Below are 17,214 nucleotides of genomic sequence, written 5' to 3' on the forward strand. Positions count from 1 at the left end.
CATCTCGAAGCGTGGAGAACGGCCGCCTCGGCTGTCCCGGGAAGAACCGCAGATCAGCAGGTCGGGTGACACCCGAGGTTAAAAACCAAGCTCAGGGCGCGTGCACTGGTGAGGTATTGGTGAACGGCGAGGAATGAGTGACAGTTGCCAGGAGCCTCCGAACTTCCGCCACGGCGAGGGGCGCGAGGCAGGAACCGTTTCTGCTGCCCCTTTTGCCGCGGCGTCGGCGGCCATGACGGCCAGGAAGGCGTGCGAGGCCCGTCAGGTGGACAGCCGACCGGCCTGGGGCGCAGCGCAGAGTCGTGAACCCTGGGCGCAGCTCAACATGGCCATGGGGGATCCCTCACCTGTCGCTTGAAACATCGAGGAGCGCGCGATCGAAAATTCCGAGGACCCGGCGGCCAGCATTAGCCTGATTCCCGTCGTGCTGTGCATCGTGCGGTCCGAGCGCGCGCCGGCCCTTCCGGTCGGCGGCCCGTCGATGCTCGGAGCCGTCCAGGAGTGCGTCAGGGGCAAGCCGCTCGATGGGCAGCAGACGCGGGCGGCCCGCGTCCGTCGTCGGCGTGCTCCTGGTGGTGCTCGGGCCCGTCCCGAGGCGGCGCCGCGCGGTGCTTATGGAGGATCTTGCCCCCTCGGGCTCGGGGCCGCTGGCCGCTTGGCAGCAACCGGTTTACGCCATCGTCCACCGGTGGCTACTCTGCAACCATGACTGTCGTACGGCGCCCTCCTGGTGATCGTGCTGCACGACAGCGGGAAGTACCCGGACACGGCCATGTCGGTGGTGATCGGCGACCCGATCCCGTGCACGGCGGTCGCCGTCAACATCACCCATCTGCGGGTCAATCGGTTCGAGGGTGCGAAGCTCCTCGGCCTTGTCGACCCTGCGGCCATGGCCCGGGTGGACCAGGCCCTGCGCGCCGTCCAAGACCTGTAGCCGCCGCCGACCGAAGACGCCCTCTGAGAACGATGAACAAGGGTGAACACCGGACCAGTTCGAACCCCGCGACGTGCCAGCGCCAACCATGCACGAGCTCGCTAGGACAAGCTGACCGCGGGTCTGTCCGGGATGCCGGTGGTCTGTCCGTCGGCGAAGGCGTTGCGTGATCTGTGCTGGCGGATTGGCAGCGCGCCGGTGCGGGCGTTGTTTTAGGTGCTGGCCGGGTTACTGGCCTGGTCGACGGCGCCAGGGGTGGGATTGGTTCGTACCGGATGGTGTTGTTCGACGGCTGCAGTTCGCTGAGGGTTCCCGATTTCGAGCGCAACCGGGCCGCTTCCGCGATCGGCGTGACTCAGTATCAGGCCGGCGCGGGGCCGAGCCGTTCGAGGAGTTGGGCACGCAGCGGATCCGTGTCCGACAGGCCGAGTTCCACGGTGATGGCCAGGGCCTGGGTCCACGCGGTGCGGGCAGGGTGCGTGCGATCGCCGGCGTCGTAGATGTCGCCGAGGCAGACGAGACCGGTGGCTTCGCTCAGCCGGTCGCCCGACTGGTGGAAGAGGTGGACGGCCTTCTGGTAGCGGTCGACGGCCTCGGCGTGCTCACCGAGCCGGTCGTGGATGTAGCCGAGGCTGTCCTGGATATGGGCCTGCCCGTTGAGGTCACCGGTCTCCTGGGCCAGTTCGAGAGCCTGAAGGCAGTGCGCGAGGGCCTGTTGGTGGTTGCCGAGCTGGGCGAGGATCCAGCCGATGTGGTTCAGAGCGGCGGACTGTCCGGCCCTGTCGTCGGCGGCCTGGTGGTGGGTGAGGCTGGCGTGGGCGTGGCCGAGTGCCTGCTGATGCCGGCCCTGGTTCTCGGACATCCGGGACAGGTGCTGATGGATGCGGGCCTTCCCGGCCTGGCTGCCGGCCTCGCCGAACAGTTCCAGCGCCCGTAGGTAGTGGGCGCGCGCGTCTGCGGTACGGTCCAGTCGGTCCTCGGCGAGGCCGAGACCTCGGTGGGCCTCGGCCTGCCCGACGACATCGCCATGGAGCCGGGCTGCGTCCAGCGCGGTGGTGTGCGCCGTGACCAGCGCCCGCCAATAGCCGTGCCGGTCGAGATAGGTGGTCAGTGCCGAGGCGAGCTGCCAGGCGTGGCTGTGGAAACCGGCTGCGGGCGCTTGCTCCACGGCGGCGAGCAGGGCCGAACGCTCGGCGGTGAACCAAACCTGTGCCTGTTGATGGCTTGATAACTCCTCGGTCTTGGCGCCCGGTTGGGCGGATGGCAGTGGAGCCGGGCTGGGCCGGGGTGTCAAAAGGGCGTCTGCGCGGTGGGCCGTGTGCAGGTAGTGGTCGAACAGGCGGTGCGCCGCGGCGTGCCGGATGTCGTCGCCGTCGTATTTGGCAGCCAGCTCGGCGGCGTAGGCGCGCAGCAGGTCGTGGAAGGCGTACCGGCCGACGACGGGTTGTTCGGTGAGCAGATGTCCGTGCACCAGTTCGGCGAGCAGTCCGCGGGCGCGGGCGGCCGGTACGCCGGCCAGGGCGGCGATGGCCGGGAGCGCGGCGTCGGGACCGGGATGCAGGCCCAGTAATCGGAAGAGCCGGGCGGCCTCCGGACTCAGCGCCCGGTACGACCAGGAGAACACCGCCCGTACCTGGCTGCTCGCCTCCCCGCCGTCGAGGGCGTCCAGGCGTCCGTCGGCCTCGCGCATTTCCTTGGCGAGTGCCGCTAGCGGCAGATCAGGTTGAGCGGCGGCCCGGGCAGCGACGATCGCGAGCGCGAGTGGCAAGCCCGCGCATCGGCCGATGATCTTCTGTAGGGCATCGGGATCGGCCGTCACCCGATCCTCGCCCAGCCGGCGGATCAGCAGTTCTCGGGCCGCACCGGCATTGAGCATGGCGATGTTCAGCAGCTGCGCGCCTTCGGTGGCGGCCAGACCGATCAGGGATCGACGGCTGGTGATCAGCGCCAGACAGCCGGGCGAGCTGGGCAGCAGCGGACGAACCTGTTCGGCGCTGCGGGCGTTGTCCAGCAGTACCAACATCCGGCGCCCGGCCAGAAGAGTGCGGTACAGCCCGACCTGCGCCTCCAGACCGGCCGGGATCCGGGCCGGCGGCACCCCCAGAGCGTCGAGGAACCCCAGCACCGCTTCCGCCGGGCTCATCACCGACCCGCCGGGAGCGAAGCCACGCAGGTTAACGTACAACTGGCCGTCAGGAAAGGATCTTTGGGTCCCCCGCGCCCAGTGCACGGCCAACGCGGTCTTGCCCACCCCTGCCGCGCCCGACACTGCTGTGATCACCACCGCTGACGGCTGGTTCGCTACTGAGGCGAGGACTTCGTCCAACTGGGCGAGCTCTTTGCCCCGACCGGTGAACCCACGCACTCCCATGGGCAGTTGGAGGGGCGCAGAGGTAGGCCGGGGAGTGTCCCTGACCGGTGCCCCGGGCCCTGGCCGGGCGACTGTCTCGGCCCGGCCTCCGCGCAGAATCGACTCGTGGACCTTCTGCAGTTCCGAGCCGGGGTCCGTGCCCAGTTCCTCGGCGAGCCGCTTGCGGACGTTTGCGTAGGTGTCCAGTGCTTCGGCGCTGCGCCCGGCGGCGTGCAGTGCCCGCATCAGCGCCTCGGTCAGAGGTTCCACCAGCGGGTACTGGTCCACGAGGTCGGTCAGCGGGCCGACCACGGCAACGGGATCACTCACGCGTGACTCCATCGTGGCCCAGGCGACGGCGGCGTCCACGTGCTGCCGCCGCCAGGCCTCGCGTACCTGTTCCACCCACTGCCCACTGAGCCCGGCCAGCGGCTCCCCTTGCCACAGCCCAAGGGCTTCGCGCAGCAGGGCCGCCCGAGCCTCGTCGGTCCGGCCCGATGCCCGGGACCGGCCGACCCGCTGCCGGAACTGGTGGATGTCCACCTGCTCCGGGCGGGCCTCGAGCAGGTATCCACCTGATCGGCGCACCAGGCGTAGAGGGGACTGTCCCGAGTCCTCGGTCTGCTCGCACAGTCGGCGCAGCCGAGCCACGTGGGCGTGCAGCGCACGCCGCGCCCCGGCCGGCGGAGCGACGCCCCACACCCGTCGGATCAGCACGTCCGCCGTGACGGGCCGGCCGCTGTCCACCGCTAGCGCGGCCAGCACAGTGCGACGCTGCGGCGGGCCGACCGTAGCCGTGCGGCCCCGTACCGAGAGCTCCACGGGTCCGAGAAGCCGCAATTCCACCACGAAGCCCCCACCTCCTGTGCTGCTTTTCTTCACCCACTACGCACATTCTCGCGACGGGCGACAACCTTTCGACAACGTTCTCAGCCACACTCGAAAGTCACTCTGGTACCGCGGACTTCAGTCTGCTGGGACGGAGAAGTCCCATGCACACCGGCGCACCGCGCGCGTAACGGCGGTACGGGGAGCCGGTCGCGCGGCATTGAGGGGAGAGGGACGTGAACGAACAACGAGGAACAAGAGCAACAAGTACTGCGCAGTTACCGGCGCATCGGCCGAAATGCCCGCACGAGCCGCACGCCGGCCATGCCGCGCCCCATCCGCAGCTTTTACCGGACGCTTCGGACGGCGGCAGGCGGAGCGTCATGGAGGGCGCCTTCGCACTCCTGTGACCAGTGCCGCGGCGAAGTCAGGCCGCATAGTTTCCACTTCACGGGTGTACCGAGCGCCAGCCGCCCGTGCCGCGCAGCGCGACCCGGATGGACGGGAAGCCGGTGCCCAAGTGCACGGCAAAGACCGCCACATGATGCTGCTGCCGGGTCCGGAAGGGCGTGAAGGGTACGGGTTCGAAATCGTCCGCGACCGTGCATCTCAAGCCTCGACGGGTGCCGGACATCGCGGCGAATTGGTCGCGGAATGCAGCCTGTGGCGGGCTGTTCAAGATCTTGGCCGGGGTGGCGGACAGTCGTTGCAGGGGGCCGGACTTCCAACGCCCCGCGAGGTCTGGCAAGCGGTCCAGGAAGACCCAGCCACGAGCATGCCTGAACGCGCCGCGCTCGACGACGGTGACAGCTTTGCGGGGGGTTGGGAAGTCCGGCACGGCACAGTAGACGGCGGTCAGAGCGCCGTACTCGGTGGCAGCAACCAGCCAGTGCACCCTTGCGCGTCCAGACGGCCCCGAAGAGACCGGCCACTGCCAAGAAGTGCGCAAGAACTCTGCAGCGGCGTTCCGCCTGCCCGATGCCGGGAGGTCCCTACGGTGTCATCGCCTTTCACCAGCTGGTCCGAGGCCCGGTGCGCGGTTGAGGGCCTCGGCTGCCACCAGGTTGACCAAACCGAGCACCAGAGCGATTGGAACGCCGTCGAGGCAGAGGGTCGTCCGGTCGCCTCCACCCCGTCGACGATCCGGAACCCGATGGTCACCAGCGCGCCCAGCAGCACCATGGACAGACATCCCGATCAGGTGGCAGGCGGTCAGGTGGTGGTGCAGGAGGGGGGTAACGTCTGCGAGGTCGTTGATGCCGGCGTCGGCGAGACGGGTCAGGACCGGCCGGGCGAAGCGCAGCGCGGCTGTCGGCGCACGGTGATCGGGGAGCAAGCCGGTGTTGACGCGGCAGGTGGGTGGGTGCGCGGTGGTGCGGGCGTCGCCCGCAGCCTCGAGCCCGACGCGACGGCTATCACCCTCACGAACGGCCCCGATGCGGTCCGGCCTACGCACCATCTCGACAGGGTCGGCGGCCGCCACATTGGCTCCGACTGCGGACCGCTCAGCGGAACAGCACATGACAATCATGCAGTCGCGCACCAAGATCCTTTCGGATCAGCTCGCCCGATCACGGACTCGTCGGACTGTAAGGAGGGGCATATATGACCGCGTGGGAAACCCACGGACTGCACGTGCGCGTACTGGGACCGCTGGAAGCCGTCGTGCTCGGACGGGCCGTCGATCTCGGTGGCCCTCAACCGAGGGGAGTCCTAGCCCGGCTCGCTGCAGCCCCCGGACGGACGGTGAGTGTGGGGACCCTGGTCGACGAACTGTGGGGGCCGCTTCCTCCGCGGGACGCGCACCGTACGGTGCGCACCTATGTGTCGCGGCTGCGTGCGGCCTTGCGTCTCGTTGGCGGGGCCGACGCGGCGGCAGCGCTGGTCACCCGAGCGCCAGGCTACGAACTGCATGTGCACCCCGCCTACATCGACGCCGGACGGTTCGAGCGCCTCGTGGCCTCGGGCCAGCAGGCACTGGCGGCGCAGCCCCGGATCGCGTTCGAGCACCTGACCCAGGCGCTCGGGTTGTGGCGAGGCGATGCCTTTGCCGAGTTCGGTCACCTGCCAGGAATCGCCGCGACCGCGGTCCACCTCGAGCGACTGCAGCTCTCAGCGACGGAGGCCCGGATCGAGTCCGCGCTCGCTCTGGGCCTCGATACGCAGGCCGCCGCCGAACTGGAGATGCTGGTCCAGGCGCATCCCACCCGGGAACTGCTGTGGGGTCAGCTGATGATCGCCTTATACCGTCTGGGACGGCAGGCGGACGCGCTGGGTGCGTACCGCACAGCAAGTGTCCTGCTCAGGGAGGAACACGGGATCGAGCCCTCGCCGGCCCTTGCCGGGGTGCATTCCCGGATCCTCCGGCATGACCCCGCTCTGGGCCGTGCGGAACGCTTCCCTCTGCCGCGGGTGGCCGTGCACGGTGCGCCAGCCTCGTGGTGACGACCGGCCGCACCCTCGGGCGCGGGCGCTGCCCCGTTCAGGAAACGACGATGTGCACGAAGGCGTTCACCGAGTTCAGGCACTGATCGCCGGTGCCATTGTCGTGCGCGGTGTAGCCGTTGTCGGAATAGCCGTCATCCTCGTAGCCCAGCTTGAGGCTTCCCCCGCGGCCACCGACGACATATTGCCGGCCGACTACGTTCACCAGCCGCTCCAGGTCACCCGTCGCGCCTGGGATGGTGATCAGGCCATGGTAGAGGTCGGAGTCGGAGGCCGGGTCGACGTACCGCTTCCAGGTCAGACCGCGACCGCCGGTCTGCACGCAGCCCCCCGCGTTCACCGTAACGTGGTCGCCGGGCAGGAAGGAGAAGGGGTACGTCGTCTCGTGCTGGGTGACGACCGGCTCGCTGATCGTGCAGTCGATCGGAAGTGTCGTGCCAGAGCAGCCGGGACTATAGATCACATCCGCTGACTTCAACGCCGCGGGAACCCGCCTGACGTCACGGCTCGTGGACTGCCCGTGGTGGCCATCCCCGCCCACTCCCGCAAGAGCCGGGCCGGCGGGTGCGGCGCCTGCGGTGGGGGCCGTGCCGATCGCCGCGCCCGCGGCCAGGGCCGCCGCAGCGACGAGGGTCATCATGCTCTTTCTCATGCTCCATCACTCCAACAATGGTGGGGGTGGCCGGTCGAAGGTGCGCCGGCCTGGACTGCGCTCAGTGTGGCGAGAGCCGTCCACAATCGGGCTACAGACCGTCGACACCGCTCTGCGTGGCCCACTTGTTGTGGGCTGATGTGTCAGATCGATCCCAGCTGGCAAAAGGGTCCACCGACTCTGTCGGCGGACCCTCAAGAAAGATCGAGGTTAGCCTCAATACCGGGACTCTGCTGGTGATGTTGGCGGGACCCTCAGGGGCATGCGGCGGCTGCGCACAGCGCGTGAAAGCGTGTAGTACGGCGGCGGGTTCTGGGGGTGCCGGTCGCACCGTTACGCGATCCGCGCCGGCATCGAGGCCACCTTCTCCCAGAACGTCCGTGCCCCCGGGCTGCGACGTTCCCGCTACCGCGGCCTGGCCCGCACCCACCTCCAGCACGACCTCACCGCGATGGCCTGCAACATCACCCGAATCACCGACTGGTTCGACACGACACCCAGAACACGACGCCGGGCCACGCACTTCCGCACGCTGTGCGCGGCCACCGCATGATCTGCCCAACATCACCAACAGGTTCGCCAGGCCGGCTGCGCTGGCCTCCTCGGTGAGGGGAAAATCGGGGCGGGCGTCCGGTAAGCCGAAGATTCTGTGATGCCTGTCAGCTCGCCCAACAGGATGGCGATGGGGATCCGCTAGCGGACTTCCGGAGGCAGCAGCGGGGTGTGCGCGGCCAGTTGGGCCAGGAACCGGCGGTGCACAGCGTGGAGTTGGAGGGCGTGACCGTGGGTGAACGCACGAAGGAACGTGCCGAGTGTGGACGGGGCACGGATCTGGCCGAACAGGGTCGGCATCGCACCCTGCCGCAGAACGCCCTGGTCGTCGATACTGTCCGCACCCGCGGCCATGCCGCCCACGATGCTGGCGACCTTGGCGTCCGCCGCCGCACCCGCGCCGTTTTTCGCCCCGCCAAGCTTCGCCTTGTCCGCCACCGGACGGGCGAGCCCGCACCGCTCGGCCAGCCGCATCACCGGTACCAGCCGGCACACGCGACCAGATTCGTGTCATCGAACGCGGCGGACACGAAGCCGCATGGGAAGATTGCATCTCGCGGATGCACTCCGATTCTGTGGACATGGAACCCTAGGAAGTCCCACCGTCCCAGCTCAGAGGGCATCCGCGTCTTCATGTCCAAGCCCTGGACCGGCCATTGCCCGGCGGATCGAGGCGCGCAGGGTCGCCGACGCTCGAACGGGGCTCGTACGACGTGCCGGCCGGCACGTCCGGCGAGGACAATCCGCCTGCGAACGACCGTCCTCCTCCACGGCGAGGCCCCGGGTGCCCGCGCCCGGTGGTCCGACGCGGCCTGGCGGGCGCCGACTTCGACGAGCAGTCGGGCATCGCGATCGTGGACCGGACGTTGTTCGCTCGTCGTGCATGGCGTGGCAGCCCGTCTCGTTGCGCCGGAACTCAGAGCTCCAACTCCGCCCAGCGTCTCGAAAGACCCACCTCCAAAACGCTCAAGGAGTGCATGAGCTCCTGAAGGTCCTTCTCGGTCACGTCAAGCGGGACGGAAAGCCCTCCATTGGCGAGGATTCCATGCACCGTGTCATCGCAGGCGGCGGGTTTCGGGATGTAAGTGAAGGAGCCCAGCCGTGTGACCCGGACGCCTTCCGGGCGGATCCTCTTCGGCAGCGGTTCGATCGCCTGTTCTCTGATTGCCTTCGTCATATTCCAACTAACGGGACCACTCATGGGCGGATGCGATGCGAACGGGTGAATGATTAGCCGGACAAGCGTGATTGTGTAGGTATCAGGCAGACCTATAGGCGATCGTATGAAACCGGGGAAGATTTCAATATGCCCGCAGGGCCGAGGCGTATCCCGTCGCCTCCGAATGTCTGTGCTCGCTGGTGGGCGTGCACGCTTGCTTGAGCGATCCGGCTGATCCGTCGCTACTGTTCGACCGGGTGCGACGGTATCCACTATATTTTGCCGACCGGCCACAACCCCTACTTACTGCTGTATGAAAATCCGAGGCGGCGCCAGATGGAGGGCTGCTACGACGACTGCTAATTTTAGGCGACGGCATCGTCGTTGGAAATTACTGACGTCGGCGACTGGTTTTTTTTCGGTGCACTCAAGTGGGCGAGCGTGGTACCGCACGTGGATATTGGCCCGTAGTACGTCGATCATACGTTGGCGCCGGCGCAGTTCCGCTGCATCGTTATGATGCAGACGCCGGTAGTTATTGGATAGGAACGCGGATCCGAAGGTGAATGCGGATGCACTCACGATAAAGGTCAAAACTGCGGCGTCCCACATATCATCTCCATGATGTGACTTACATGTCTGGCGCATGGCGAATTAGCGACATCGGCACAACTGGGCCGGGTGTCCTGCGTTACGGACGGACGGCGGATTTCCGGCTTTCGGTGCAATATCTCAGCACTCAATGCCAGTCGTAGATAACAATGGGGATTGCGCTTGAAGTCAGGTTGTCGCAGCCGTGACAGGGCTTGATCCCCTCTAGGCGTACCTCGTCACAGTGGCCTGGTCCAAGCGCCGGTAGCGGCCGTAGTGCCGCCACGCGCTTCTTACGCCCGTGCGGTGGCCACACCCGACTGGGGTGGTGCAGTCACGCCCGCCAGTCGTTGCTGATACCGATAAGAATCGGGCGTATGCGCCAAGGGTGATGGCCCCCTCGTTTGGCCGGTCAGGCTCCTTCCTTGCCGCCAGACTTCTGGGAGGGGACGGTGCGTTTGGGGCGTGCGTATGGGCGATACGAGGTGGTTGTGGCTGAGCGCGGTAGGTCCGGCCGTGCCGTTCTGGGCGATGCAGGGCGCGGTGTGACGGGCCATGGAGTCCTTGGTGCATACGTCGCGCTGGGAGACCGGCCGGGTGGGCGACAACACGGGGACGAGCAGCGGCCGGACGACGGGTCGGCGTGTGTGGTGCCGCGGCACGTAGCCTGCGTCATGGACGGCAACGGTCGTTGGGCACAGCAGCGTTCGCTTCCCCGAACGGCGGGCCATCGGGCTGCGGAGACCACCGTCATCGACATCATCGAGGCCGCCCGGGCGGCCGGAGTCGAGTGGCTGAGCCTGTATGCCTTCTCCACCGAGAACTGGAACCGTCCCGGCAGCGAGGTCGACTACCTGATGCGCCTGGTCCGCCGGGTGGTGCGCAAGCACGCGCCGCTGCTGCTTGCCCGGGGCATCCGGTGTCGCTTCCTCGGGGCCGCAGACCCACGCATCCCCCGTGAACTGGCCCAGAACCTCGAGGATCTGGCGACGCTGACCGCCGACAACGAGGGGATGACGCTTACCGTGGCCTTCGATCATGGCGGGCGCCGAGACATCGTCGAGGCCGCCAGGTCGCTGATCCGCAACGGGACATCTGCGGACGATGTGACCGAGCGGCTCTTCGCGGACCACCTGCCGTTCCCCGACACCCCGGACGTTGATCTCGTCATCCGCACCTCCGGCGAGCAGCGCATCTCCAACTTCATGCTCTGGCAGGTCGCCTACGCCGAGTGGGTTTTCCCCGAAGCGCTCTGGCCGGACTTCAGGGCTTCTGACTTCCTCACCTGCCTGCACACCTATGGGCGCCGTGACCGCCGCTTCGGCGGCGTGCCGCCCCAGACGAACGGAGGCCTGTCATGACGACTGGAACCCCGGGGGTGGCCGGCGAGCCACCCCTGTTCGGCCCGGAGCCGCATTTCAGGGCCTTCTTCAACGACCCGCGCTGGGCGCTGGCCATAATCCGAGCCACCGTGCTGGAGGCCGCCCACCCGAAGATTGGCGCTGCCCTCGCCGACAACTCCACCTTCGTTGCCCACCCTTGGCGTCGGCTGCGCAACACCTTCCTCAGCATGCGGCGCATGTTCGATGTCGACCCAGCGGTACGCGAACGCGAGGCCGCCCGCCTCAACAGGCTGCACTCCCGCATGAGCGGCTCCGACTCCCGCGGCCGTGCCTACGACGCCATGGACCGCTCGACCCGTGCCTGGGTGATCGCGACCCTCTTCGAGAGCGCCGTCACTATGTGCCGACTGAGCGGTCAGCCGCTCGATCAGGACACCATGGAGCGTCTGTACGCCGAGTACCGCGCGTTGCTCGCCGCGCTCGACGGCGACGCCGGGGAACTCCCCGAGGACCTGAAAGCCTTCTGGAGGTACTTCGACAAGATTGTCGAGGACGAACTGGAGAACACCGAGGCAGCCCGCATCATCCTCTACCGGCTCTTCGACCACCTGCCCGCCCCGGCACTGCTCGACGGCGCGCCGACCCTGTGGGCGGCCGGCCGGGCTGTCGTCGGTCCGCTCCTCGGCGCGATCACCGTCGCCTCGCTTCCCGAGCCCTACCGGCGCAAGGCTGGCCTGCCCAGCATGCCGGGCGCCCCGACCCTCACGCAGGGCGCCTACCTGGCCGCCGGGCTCGCCCGTTTCCTGCCCGAGGGCTGGATCAATGCCGAAACCATTATCGAGGCCCTCTCCCTCCCGCCCGACAGCGACGACCCCCGCGTCCGGACCGTGACCGCGCTGCGCGCCCGCATGAAAAAGGCATCTGCCCTGCTCCGCCTCCTCACACCACTGAGCGGTGACACCCATCCCGACCCGGTCCCGACCGCCTCGGCGGCAACGGGGGAGGGCCGGCGCTCAGCGGATGAGTTCTTCCGCCAAGTGCTGGACCAGACCGGCGATGGCCACCTCGACTGGCCCGACCTCGCCGCCATGGCAGGCGAATTGGCCACCCGCCTCGACCTGGACGAACCCGAGGAGACCCGGCTCTACGACGCCTTCGCCGCCTGGTGGCGCGAGCTCCAGGCCGCCCTCGACACGGACGGCGACGGTCGCGTCAGCGCCGACGAGTACGCCACCGCCGTACCCTCCCTCGCCGCTCCCGCGCTCATCCGCGTCGCCGAGGTGCTCTTCGACGCCACCGACAAGGACAACAGCGGAACCATCGACGCGGACGAACACCGGGCACTCTTCCGCACAGCCTTCCACCGCGACCTCACCACCACCGACAGCACCTACGACCGCAGCGCCTTCGTGGGCGACTTCCTCTCCTTCATGTCCGGCCGCCGCAGGAACACCCCATACGATCCGCTTCTCGCCGACGCCTGACGCACGCATGCGCGCCCGGAGCCGTAGCGGTCGTCCACCTCGACGACGTTAACGATCAGCAGGTGGGCCGTGTACGCCACCACGCGAAGTGGATCAGAGCATCAATTCGGACGCCGCTCGGAAACTCTCGCCATGGCAGCGTCAGCCTGCTCTATGGAGCTGCTGGCGGAGCTGTCCCTGGTGGTGCAGGCCCTGCCGCCCGCCGCGGCCCTGGTAGAGCTGAAGGGGGCCATGCGCTATCACCGCGCGGACGCCCGCCGGCTGGGGGAGGTGCTGCGGGTACGGGCCCTCTCGCGCCTGGGTGTCGACGTCCGGGTCGGCATCGGCCCCTCGATCACGGTCGCGGCCACAGCCTCCGCCCAGATCCCCGCCCCCGGCGGCGTCCTCACCATCGATCCCGAGCAGGCGGCCGGCTGGCTCGGGCAGCTGCCCGTCGACGCCCTGCACGGCATCGGCGAGCGTCAGGCCGCGGTGCTGCGCGAGTACGGCATCCACTACGTCGGCCTGCTCGCCGCCACGCCGGCCGCTACGATCCAGCGCCTGCTGGGCGGGAAGGCCGGCCGCACCGCGGCCGACCGGGCCCGCGGGATCGACCCGCGCCCCGTCGTCCCCCGCACCCTGCCCGCCACCGCGACCGTCCGGTATGTCTTCGACCGGCACACCCTGGACGGCGCCGACGTCCGCGCCGCCCTGCTGGAGCTGGTGATCCGCCTCGGGCAGCTGCTGCGCCGACGCGAGCAGGCGGCCCAAGCTGTCACGCTCACGCTGACCTTCGCCGGCAACAGCCGCTGGGAGAAGACCCGCCGCCTGGCCGAGCCGTCCGCGCACGACGACGACCTGCGCCTGATCGCCTACCAGCTGATGGACGCCGCCGGCCTGCAATGCGGCCGGCTCACCCGCCTTGCCCTGAAGGGTGAGGACATGCTGAAGAGGCTGCGCTTTCGGGGATGTCGTCCGTCCTCGCTGCTGGGGTGACTGGGCGCACAGCTGCTTGTGCTGCCGTGTCGGGGCGGCATGTGTATACGTCGGACAGGGACTTGTTCCGGCGTGGTGGGTCTCAGAGGGGCGTAGCCGGGCAGGCGCGGCGCATGAGGTGAGGCGCGGGGCGCTCGGGCTGGCGCGGGGCGTGCGCCAGGCGGGCCTGGCGGGCGCACAGTGTGACGCACGTTACTCTCCGCGTCCGATTGGTCATTTTCTGTACGCGAAGCGCAACCTCCGTGCAACTGCCGCCATCAACTCGTCTGATCCGTAACCAAACTGACGCGGTGAAAGGTGAGCGTCTGGCCGCGAGCATGCCGGCGGCACGGGGTCTGCTTCCGTTGCGCGGCAGGAGATGGTGGCATTGTGGACCAGTCGACATTCGGAAACATGGACGCATAGCACGCCGATTGATGTTCGATATCCCGTCCTGAGCGAAGGAGTCAGGCAATATCTATCGAGCCTGCATTTTCGCTTGATCTAAGGCTGCTGATTGTTGAGAGGCGAATAGCTGCATAGCCGGACACTTGAACGCCTCTCGTGCGTACGAACGATCGGCCCGTGCGGGGATGCACACCGCCCGATCGATTTTGTTGACTCTTGAACGGCGATTATCATTTGATTGCGCTCTCAGGCGCCTCCGACTCCGGGGCCGTCTCGCACCAGGAGGCGTAAAAAGGGCAAATCTCTCAGGGTTCCGAAGGATCGGCTTGACGGTCCCAGGAGGGTGTGCCGGACATGCCAAACCCCCGCGGGTGGGGGGTTTCCAGTGCTAGTTAGGGAGGTAGAGACCATCTGGCGCCACATCGGGAGTGACCTTAACGCCGTCCGTGGTGTTTACTGGACACCGGTCTGATCCTGGTGGGTCCGGACCCTTTCCGGGAGGTCCTGGGGGTGGTGCCCCGGGGCCTCCCGTTTTTTGCTGCGCGTTTACGTATGGCTTCCCTGTTGGTCACCTGAGGCGCATATCCAACGCTGCAAATAAACATCAGCGGGTGAAATTCAAGGGGTTTTCGAGAATCTCTGGAACGGTTTATCTGTCCCGTCAAGAGGCTGGGCGTGGCAATCCCCCGCGGGTAGGGGATTGTTGACGGACTAGTCATCCTCGCCGAGGGAAACGCGACTAGCTCTTGGCTCGGGGCGAGAGGTAGCGTTAAGCCCGCTCCACCGTCTTCTCCGTTCGCTCCATCCGCCCGACCTACACCAGCGGGCACGTTCCACCCTCCCGGAGAGGCGACGGACCCACCACCTGGGACCTCGCGGTACCGCGGGGTCCCAGAACGATCAACCGCATAGGGAAGAAGACCATGAGCACCGCCAACGCCTACGGCGCTGTGCCGCCGTACCCTCAACGCCGCAGTGTCACGCCGCCTGTGACCCGCCGTCACGACTGTGTCCCGCAGGGCGCGTACGCCGGGACACGCGCCGCTGCTGCGGCCGGAATGGGGGAGTGAGCATGCCTCCCGCCATCGACACCTCCCGGCCCACTGACCTCCTGCACGCCCATGAAGGCAAGCCCGAGGGAAGCTTCCTGCAGCTGCTGACGACCGAGACCTGGCACACCCTGCTCAGCGCCGGTCTGCGCAGCCGCGCCTTCGTCCGCGACGAACTGCTGCCCATGGGGCAGGAGACCCAGGCCGTGTACATCATCCTGGAAGGCGTCGTACGCCAGGACCGCTACCCGCTGGGCACCGGACCCGACATGCCCGCGATCACCCGCTTCCGGGGACCGGGCCAGCTGGTCGGCGAAGCCGCCCTCATCCATCCCGGCGTCAGCGTCGACACCCGCTGCCTGACCAGCACCGTCGTCATCCCCTGCTCCGCCCGCTACTTCAACGTCCTCACTGAGCGGCGCCTGACCGACGCCCGCCTCGCCCTGCTGCGCAGCCTCGAAGCCCGCAGCCGCAGCGACGAGTTCATCTACGGGATGGCCATCCGCCCCCCCCTCGAACGCGTCAGCAGGCTCATGGCACACCTCGCCGACACCACCGGAGTCCCCGACCCCAGGACCTCCAGCAACACCGTCGTCACCGGCCCAGGCCAAAAAGACATCGCCGCCGCGCTCCAACTCGCGGTCTCCACAACGGAAAACGCGCTGCGCACCCTGCGCTACCACGGCGTCCTCGAAGCCCGATACCGGCAGTTCGTCATCCACGACATCGACGGCCTGCGCCACCTCGCCGGGATCTGACACCACCCCCGGCACGCCGGACCCACCATCTTGCTGCGCCGCACACCCGTGTCCTGGGCCGGCGCACCCGTGAACGGATCACCATGACCATGGACAGCACCACGCTGGCGATCGGCACCAGCGCCGGCGCCCTCGCGGCGAGTATCGTCTCCTCCTTTCTCCTGGGAGCCCTCGCCCTGTACGGCCTCCTGCACCACCGGGAGGTCTTCGCCTGGATGAAGCAGATCCGCACCACCGACACCCACAACACCGTCTACGACGAACCCGACCAGTGGCTCGCCGACCTCTACAAGGCGCAGTGCCGCAGGGCACAAAAGCCCAGCCGGATCGACGACATGGACGACATCTCGCACACCGGCAACATGATCCGAGGAGTCGCCGACCAGACCGAGACCATCCGCCACGAGCTGGCCGAGGTCGTGGAGCACGTCGACGACTACCTGGCCACGGCGCTGCCCGCCCAGACCCCCGCCGTCAAGGTGTCCCTCGCCGACCACAACGCCCTGCTCCTGCAGGCCATGAAGCAAGAGGCCGCCCGGGCCGACCTGGCACAAGCCATCACGAACGCCCGGAAGAAGATCAAGTCTCTGCGGAGCGCCTGACGGCCGCCGCGGCTGGACGAACGCCACCCACTTATCGTCCAGCCGCATCTCCCAACAGCCGCCGCGCCCCATGCGAGCCCGCTGGCGCGGCCCGTAGAGACCCTGGCCCTCAAGACGGACGCGCTTGGCAAACCCTCTCGCTGGCGTCCGCACCGGACGCCCGGCAGCTGCAGTGGGAAATGCATCCCCGTCTTCACCTGGGATAACGGATCCCGGAGACGTTTCAGTCCTCGAACCGCCGCGAGTGTAGGGGAGACCGGCAAACCAGATGTGCCGGATCCCACAGGCGCCGGCGAGTTCTGCAGGACGAACGCCGCCGGCCGCAGCGCCGCTGGGGAGGGGATGCGGCTACCCCATCCCGCCCCCGCTCCTTCCAGGAGAGTATTCGTCTTCAGGCATTGATGACTTCTGGCTGAGCCACCTCACGCTGGCTGCCGCGCTCGTCATCATGGCGGTCGCAAGCACGATGATCGGTTCCGGGTTCGGTCAGCTGGCGTGTGCTCAGCACAACGCCGTCTGGCAGCTGGCCGTCTGCTCGCTCATCGCGGTCGTCGTACTCGTCGGCCTGGGGCTGGTCATGTTCGTGGGCATGGACGAATGGGATCTCTTGTCCTACGGCAGGGCAGACCAAGGGGTCGCAGCGGGGTTGCTGTTCTGGACCGGGGTGATCTGTGAAGTCAACACCGTGACTCTGTTGGTGATGTTGGGCAGGTCATGTGGTGGCTGAGCACAGTGTGCGGAAGTGGGTGGCCCGGCGTCGTGTTCTGGGTGTGGTGTCGATTCAGTCGGCGATGCGGGTGACGTTGCAGGCCATCGCGGTGAGGACGTGCTGGACGTGGGTGCGGGCCAGGCCGCGGTAGCGGGAATGTCGCAGCCCGTGGGCACGGACGTTCTGGGAGAGGGTGGCCTCGATGCCGGCGCGGATCGCGTAACGGCGCTGCCATTGCTCGCTCTGCTGGTCGAGCCGGTTTTGCGTCTGGATCTCATGCAGCGGCCGGGGCAGCACGGCGACTGAGCGGGGCCGGGTCGCGGAGGACGTGCACCGTGTCCGGTCCGGGCAGGACCGGCAGTCCGCCTCGGCGAACCGGGCCTGCAGATAGGTGTT

Annotated in this window: 14 protein-coding genes and 1 pseudogene; 9 read left to right on the forward strand and 6 right to left on the reverse strand. The window is 67.9% G+C overall.

Going from position 1 to position 17,214, the window contains the following annotated elements:
* Window positions 1-730: 730 nt before the first annotated feature.
* The gene (locus ABZZ74_RS49050; protein ID WP_356950626.1) at window positions 731-934 is read left to right on the forward strand and encodes a hypothetical protein; all 204 of its coding nucleotides are present in this window, start codon (window positions 731-733) and stop codon (window positions 932-934) included.
* Window positions 935-1,295: 361 nt separating this feature from the next.
* On the opposite strand, the gene ABZZ74_RS49055 is transcribed toward ABZZ74_RS49050, so the two are convergent.
* A complete protein-coding gene (locus ABZZ74_RS49055; protein WP_356950627.1) occupies window positions 1,296-4,166 on the reverse strand; it encodes a BTAD domain-containing putative transcriptional regulator in 2,871 nt (956 codons plus the stop codon).
* Between the two features lie 394 nt (window positions 4,167-4,560).
* Window positions 4,561-5,007 carry a hypothetical protein gene (locus ABZZ74_RS49060; RefSeq protein ID WP_356950628.1) on the reverse strand — a complete coding sequence of 149 codons (447 nt, stop codon included), beginning with the start codon at window positions 5,005-5,007 and terminating at the stop codon, window positions 4,561-4,563.
* 710 nt (window positions 5,008-5,717) lie between these two features.
* On the opposite strand from ABZZ74_RS49060, the gene ABZZ74_RS49065 reads away from it, so the two are divergent.
* Complete coding sequence (locus tag ABZZ74_RS49065; RefSeq protein WP_356950629.1) at window positions 5,718-6,557, forward strand: AfsR/SARP family transcriptional regulator; 840 nt, start codon at window positions 5,718-5,720, stop codon at window positions 6,555-6,557.
* A 37-nt stretch (window positions 6,558-6,594) separates the two neighbouring features.
* Here the strand turns inward: ABZZ74_RS49065 and ABZZ74_RS49070 are convergent, their stop codons facing one another.
* Window positions 6,595-7,197 carry a hypothetical protein gene (locus ABZZ74_RS49070; protein ID WP_356950630.1) on the reverse strand — a complete coding sequence of 201 codons (603 nt, stop codon included), beginning with the start codon at window positions 7,195-7,197 and terminating at the stop codon, window positions 6,595-6,597.
* 343 nt (window positions 7,198-7,540) lie between these two features.
* Between ABZZ74_RS49070 and ABZZ74_RS49075 the strand changes: the two are divergent.
* Window positions 7,541-7,684: pseudogene (locus ABZZ74_RS49075) on the forward strand (transposase); the annotation flags it as partial.
* 218 nt (window positions 7,685-7,902) lie between these two features.
* On the opposite strand, the gene ABZZ74_RS49080 reads toward ABZZ74_RS49075, so the two are convergent.
* A complete protein-coding gene (locus ABZZ74_RS49080) occupies window positions 7,903-8,256 on the reverse strand; it encodes a hypothetical protein (protein WP_356950631.1) in 354 nt (117 codons plus the stop codon).
* A 421-nt stretch (window positions 8,257-8,677) separates the two neighbouring features.
* Window positions 8,678-8,938 (reverse strand): hypothetical protein, encoded by a 261-nt coding sequence (locus tag ABZZ74_RS49085; RefSeq protein WP_356950632.1) that lies wholly within the window; start codon window positions 8,936-8,938, stop codon window positions 8,678-8,680.
* 1,220 nt (window positions 8,939-10,158) lie between these two features.
* On the opposite strand from ABZZ74_RS49085, the gene uppS reads away from it, so the two are divergent.
* The 6 genes from uppS (at window position 10,159) to ABZZ74_RS49115 (ending at window position 16,836) form a co-directional block, all read left to right on the forward strand.
* Window positions 10,159-10,872: a polyprenyl diphosphate synthase gene (uppS, locus tag ABZZ74_RS49090; RefSeq protein ID WP_356950633.1), complete on the forward strand. Its 714-nt coding sequence runs from the start codon at window positions 10,159-10,161 to the stop codon at window positions 10,870-10,872.
* Window positions 10,869-12,338 (forward strand): oxygenase MpaB family protein, encoded by a 1,470-nt coding sequence (locus tag ABZZ74_RS49095; RefSeq protein ID WP_356950634.1) that lies wholly within the window; start codon window positions 10,869-10,871, stop codon window positions 12,336-12,338. The genes uppS and ABZZ74_RS49095 overlap by 4 nt, the downstream gene beginning before the upstream one ends.
* A 132-nt stretch (window positions 12,339-12,470) precedes the next feature.
* Complete coding sequence (locus ABZZ74_RS49100; protein WP_356950635.1) at window positions 12,471-13,313, forward strand: hypothetical protein; 843 nt, start codon at window positions 12,471-12,473, stop codon at window positions 13,311-13,313.
* A 1,459-nt stretch (window positions 13,314-14,772) separates the two neighbouring features.
* Window positions 14,773-15,507, forward strand: a complete 735-nt coding sequence (locus ABZZ74_RS49105; RefSeq protein WP_356950636.1) for a Crp/Fnr family transcriptional regulator — start codon at window positions 14,773-14,775, stop codon at window positions 15,505-15,507.
* A gap of 89 nt (window positions 15,508-15,596) precedes the next feature.
* Window positions 15,597-16,109: a hypothetical protein gene (locus ABZZ74_RS49110; RefSeq protein WP_356950637.1), complete on the forward strand. Its 513-nt coding sequence runs from the start codon at window positions 15,597-15,599 to the stop codon at window positions 16,107-16,109.
* A gap of 448 nt (window positions 16,110-16,557) precedes the next feature.
* Complete coding sequence (locus ABZZ74_RS49115) at window positions 16,558-16,836, forward strand: hypothetical protein (protein WP_356950638.1); 279 nt, start codon at window positions 16,558-16,560, stop codon at window positions 16,834-16,836.
* Window positions 16,837-16,890: 54 nt separating this feature from the next.
* Here ABZZ74_RS49115 and ABZZ74_RS49120 read toward each other — a convergent pair.
* Window positions 16,891-17,214: transposase (locus ABZZ74_RS49120; RefSeq protein ID WP_356950639.1), on the reverse strand; the 324-nt coding region annotated here is incomplete at its 5' end.

The organism is Streptomyces sp. NPDC006476 (genome assembly GCF_040612015.1).
In the GTDB taxonomy this organism is placed as follows: domain Bacteria; phylum Actinomycetota; class Actinomycetes; order Streptomycetales; family Streptomycetaceae; genus Streptomyces; species Streptomyces griseorubiginosus_B.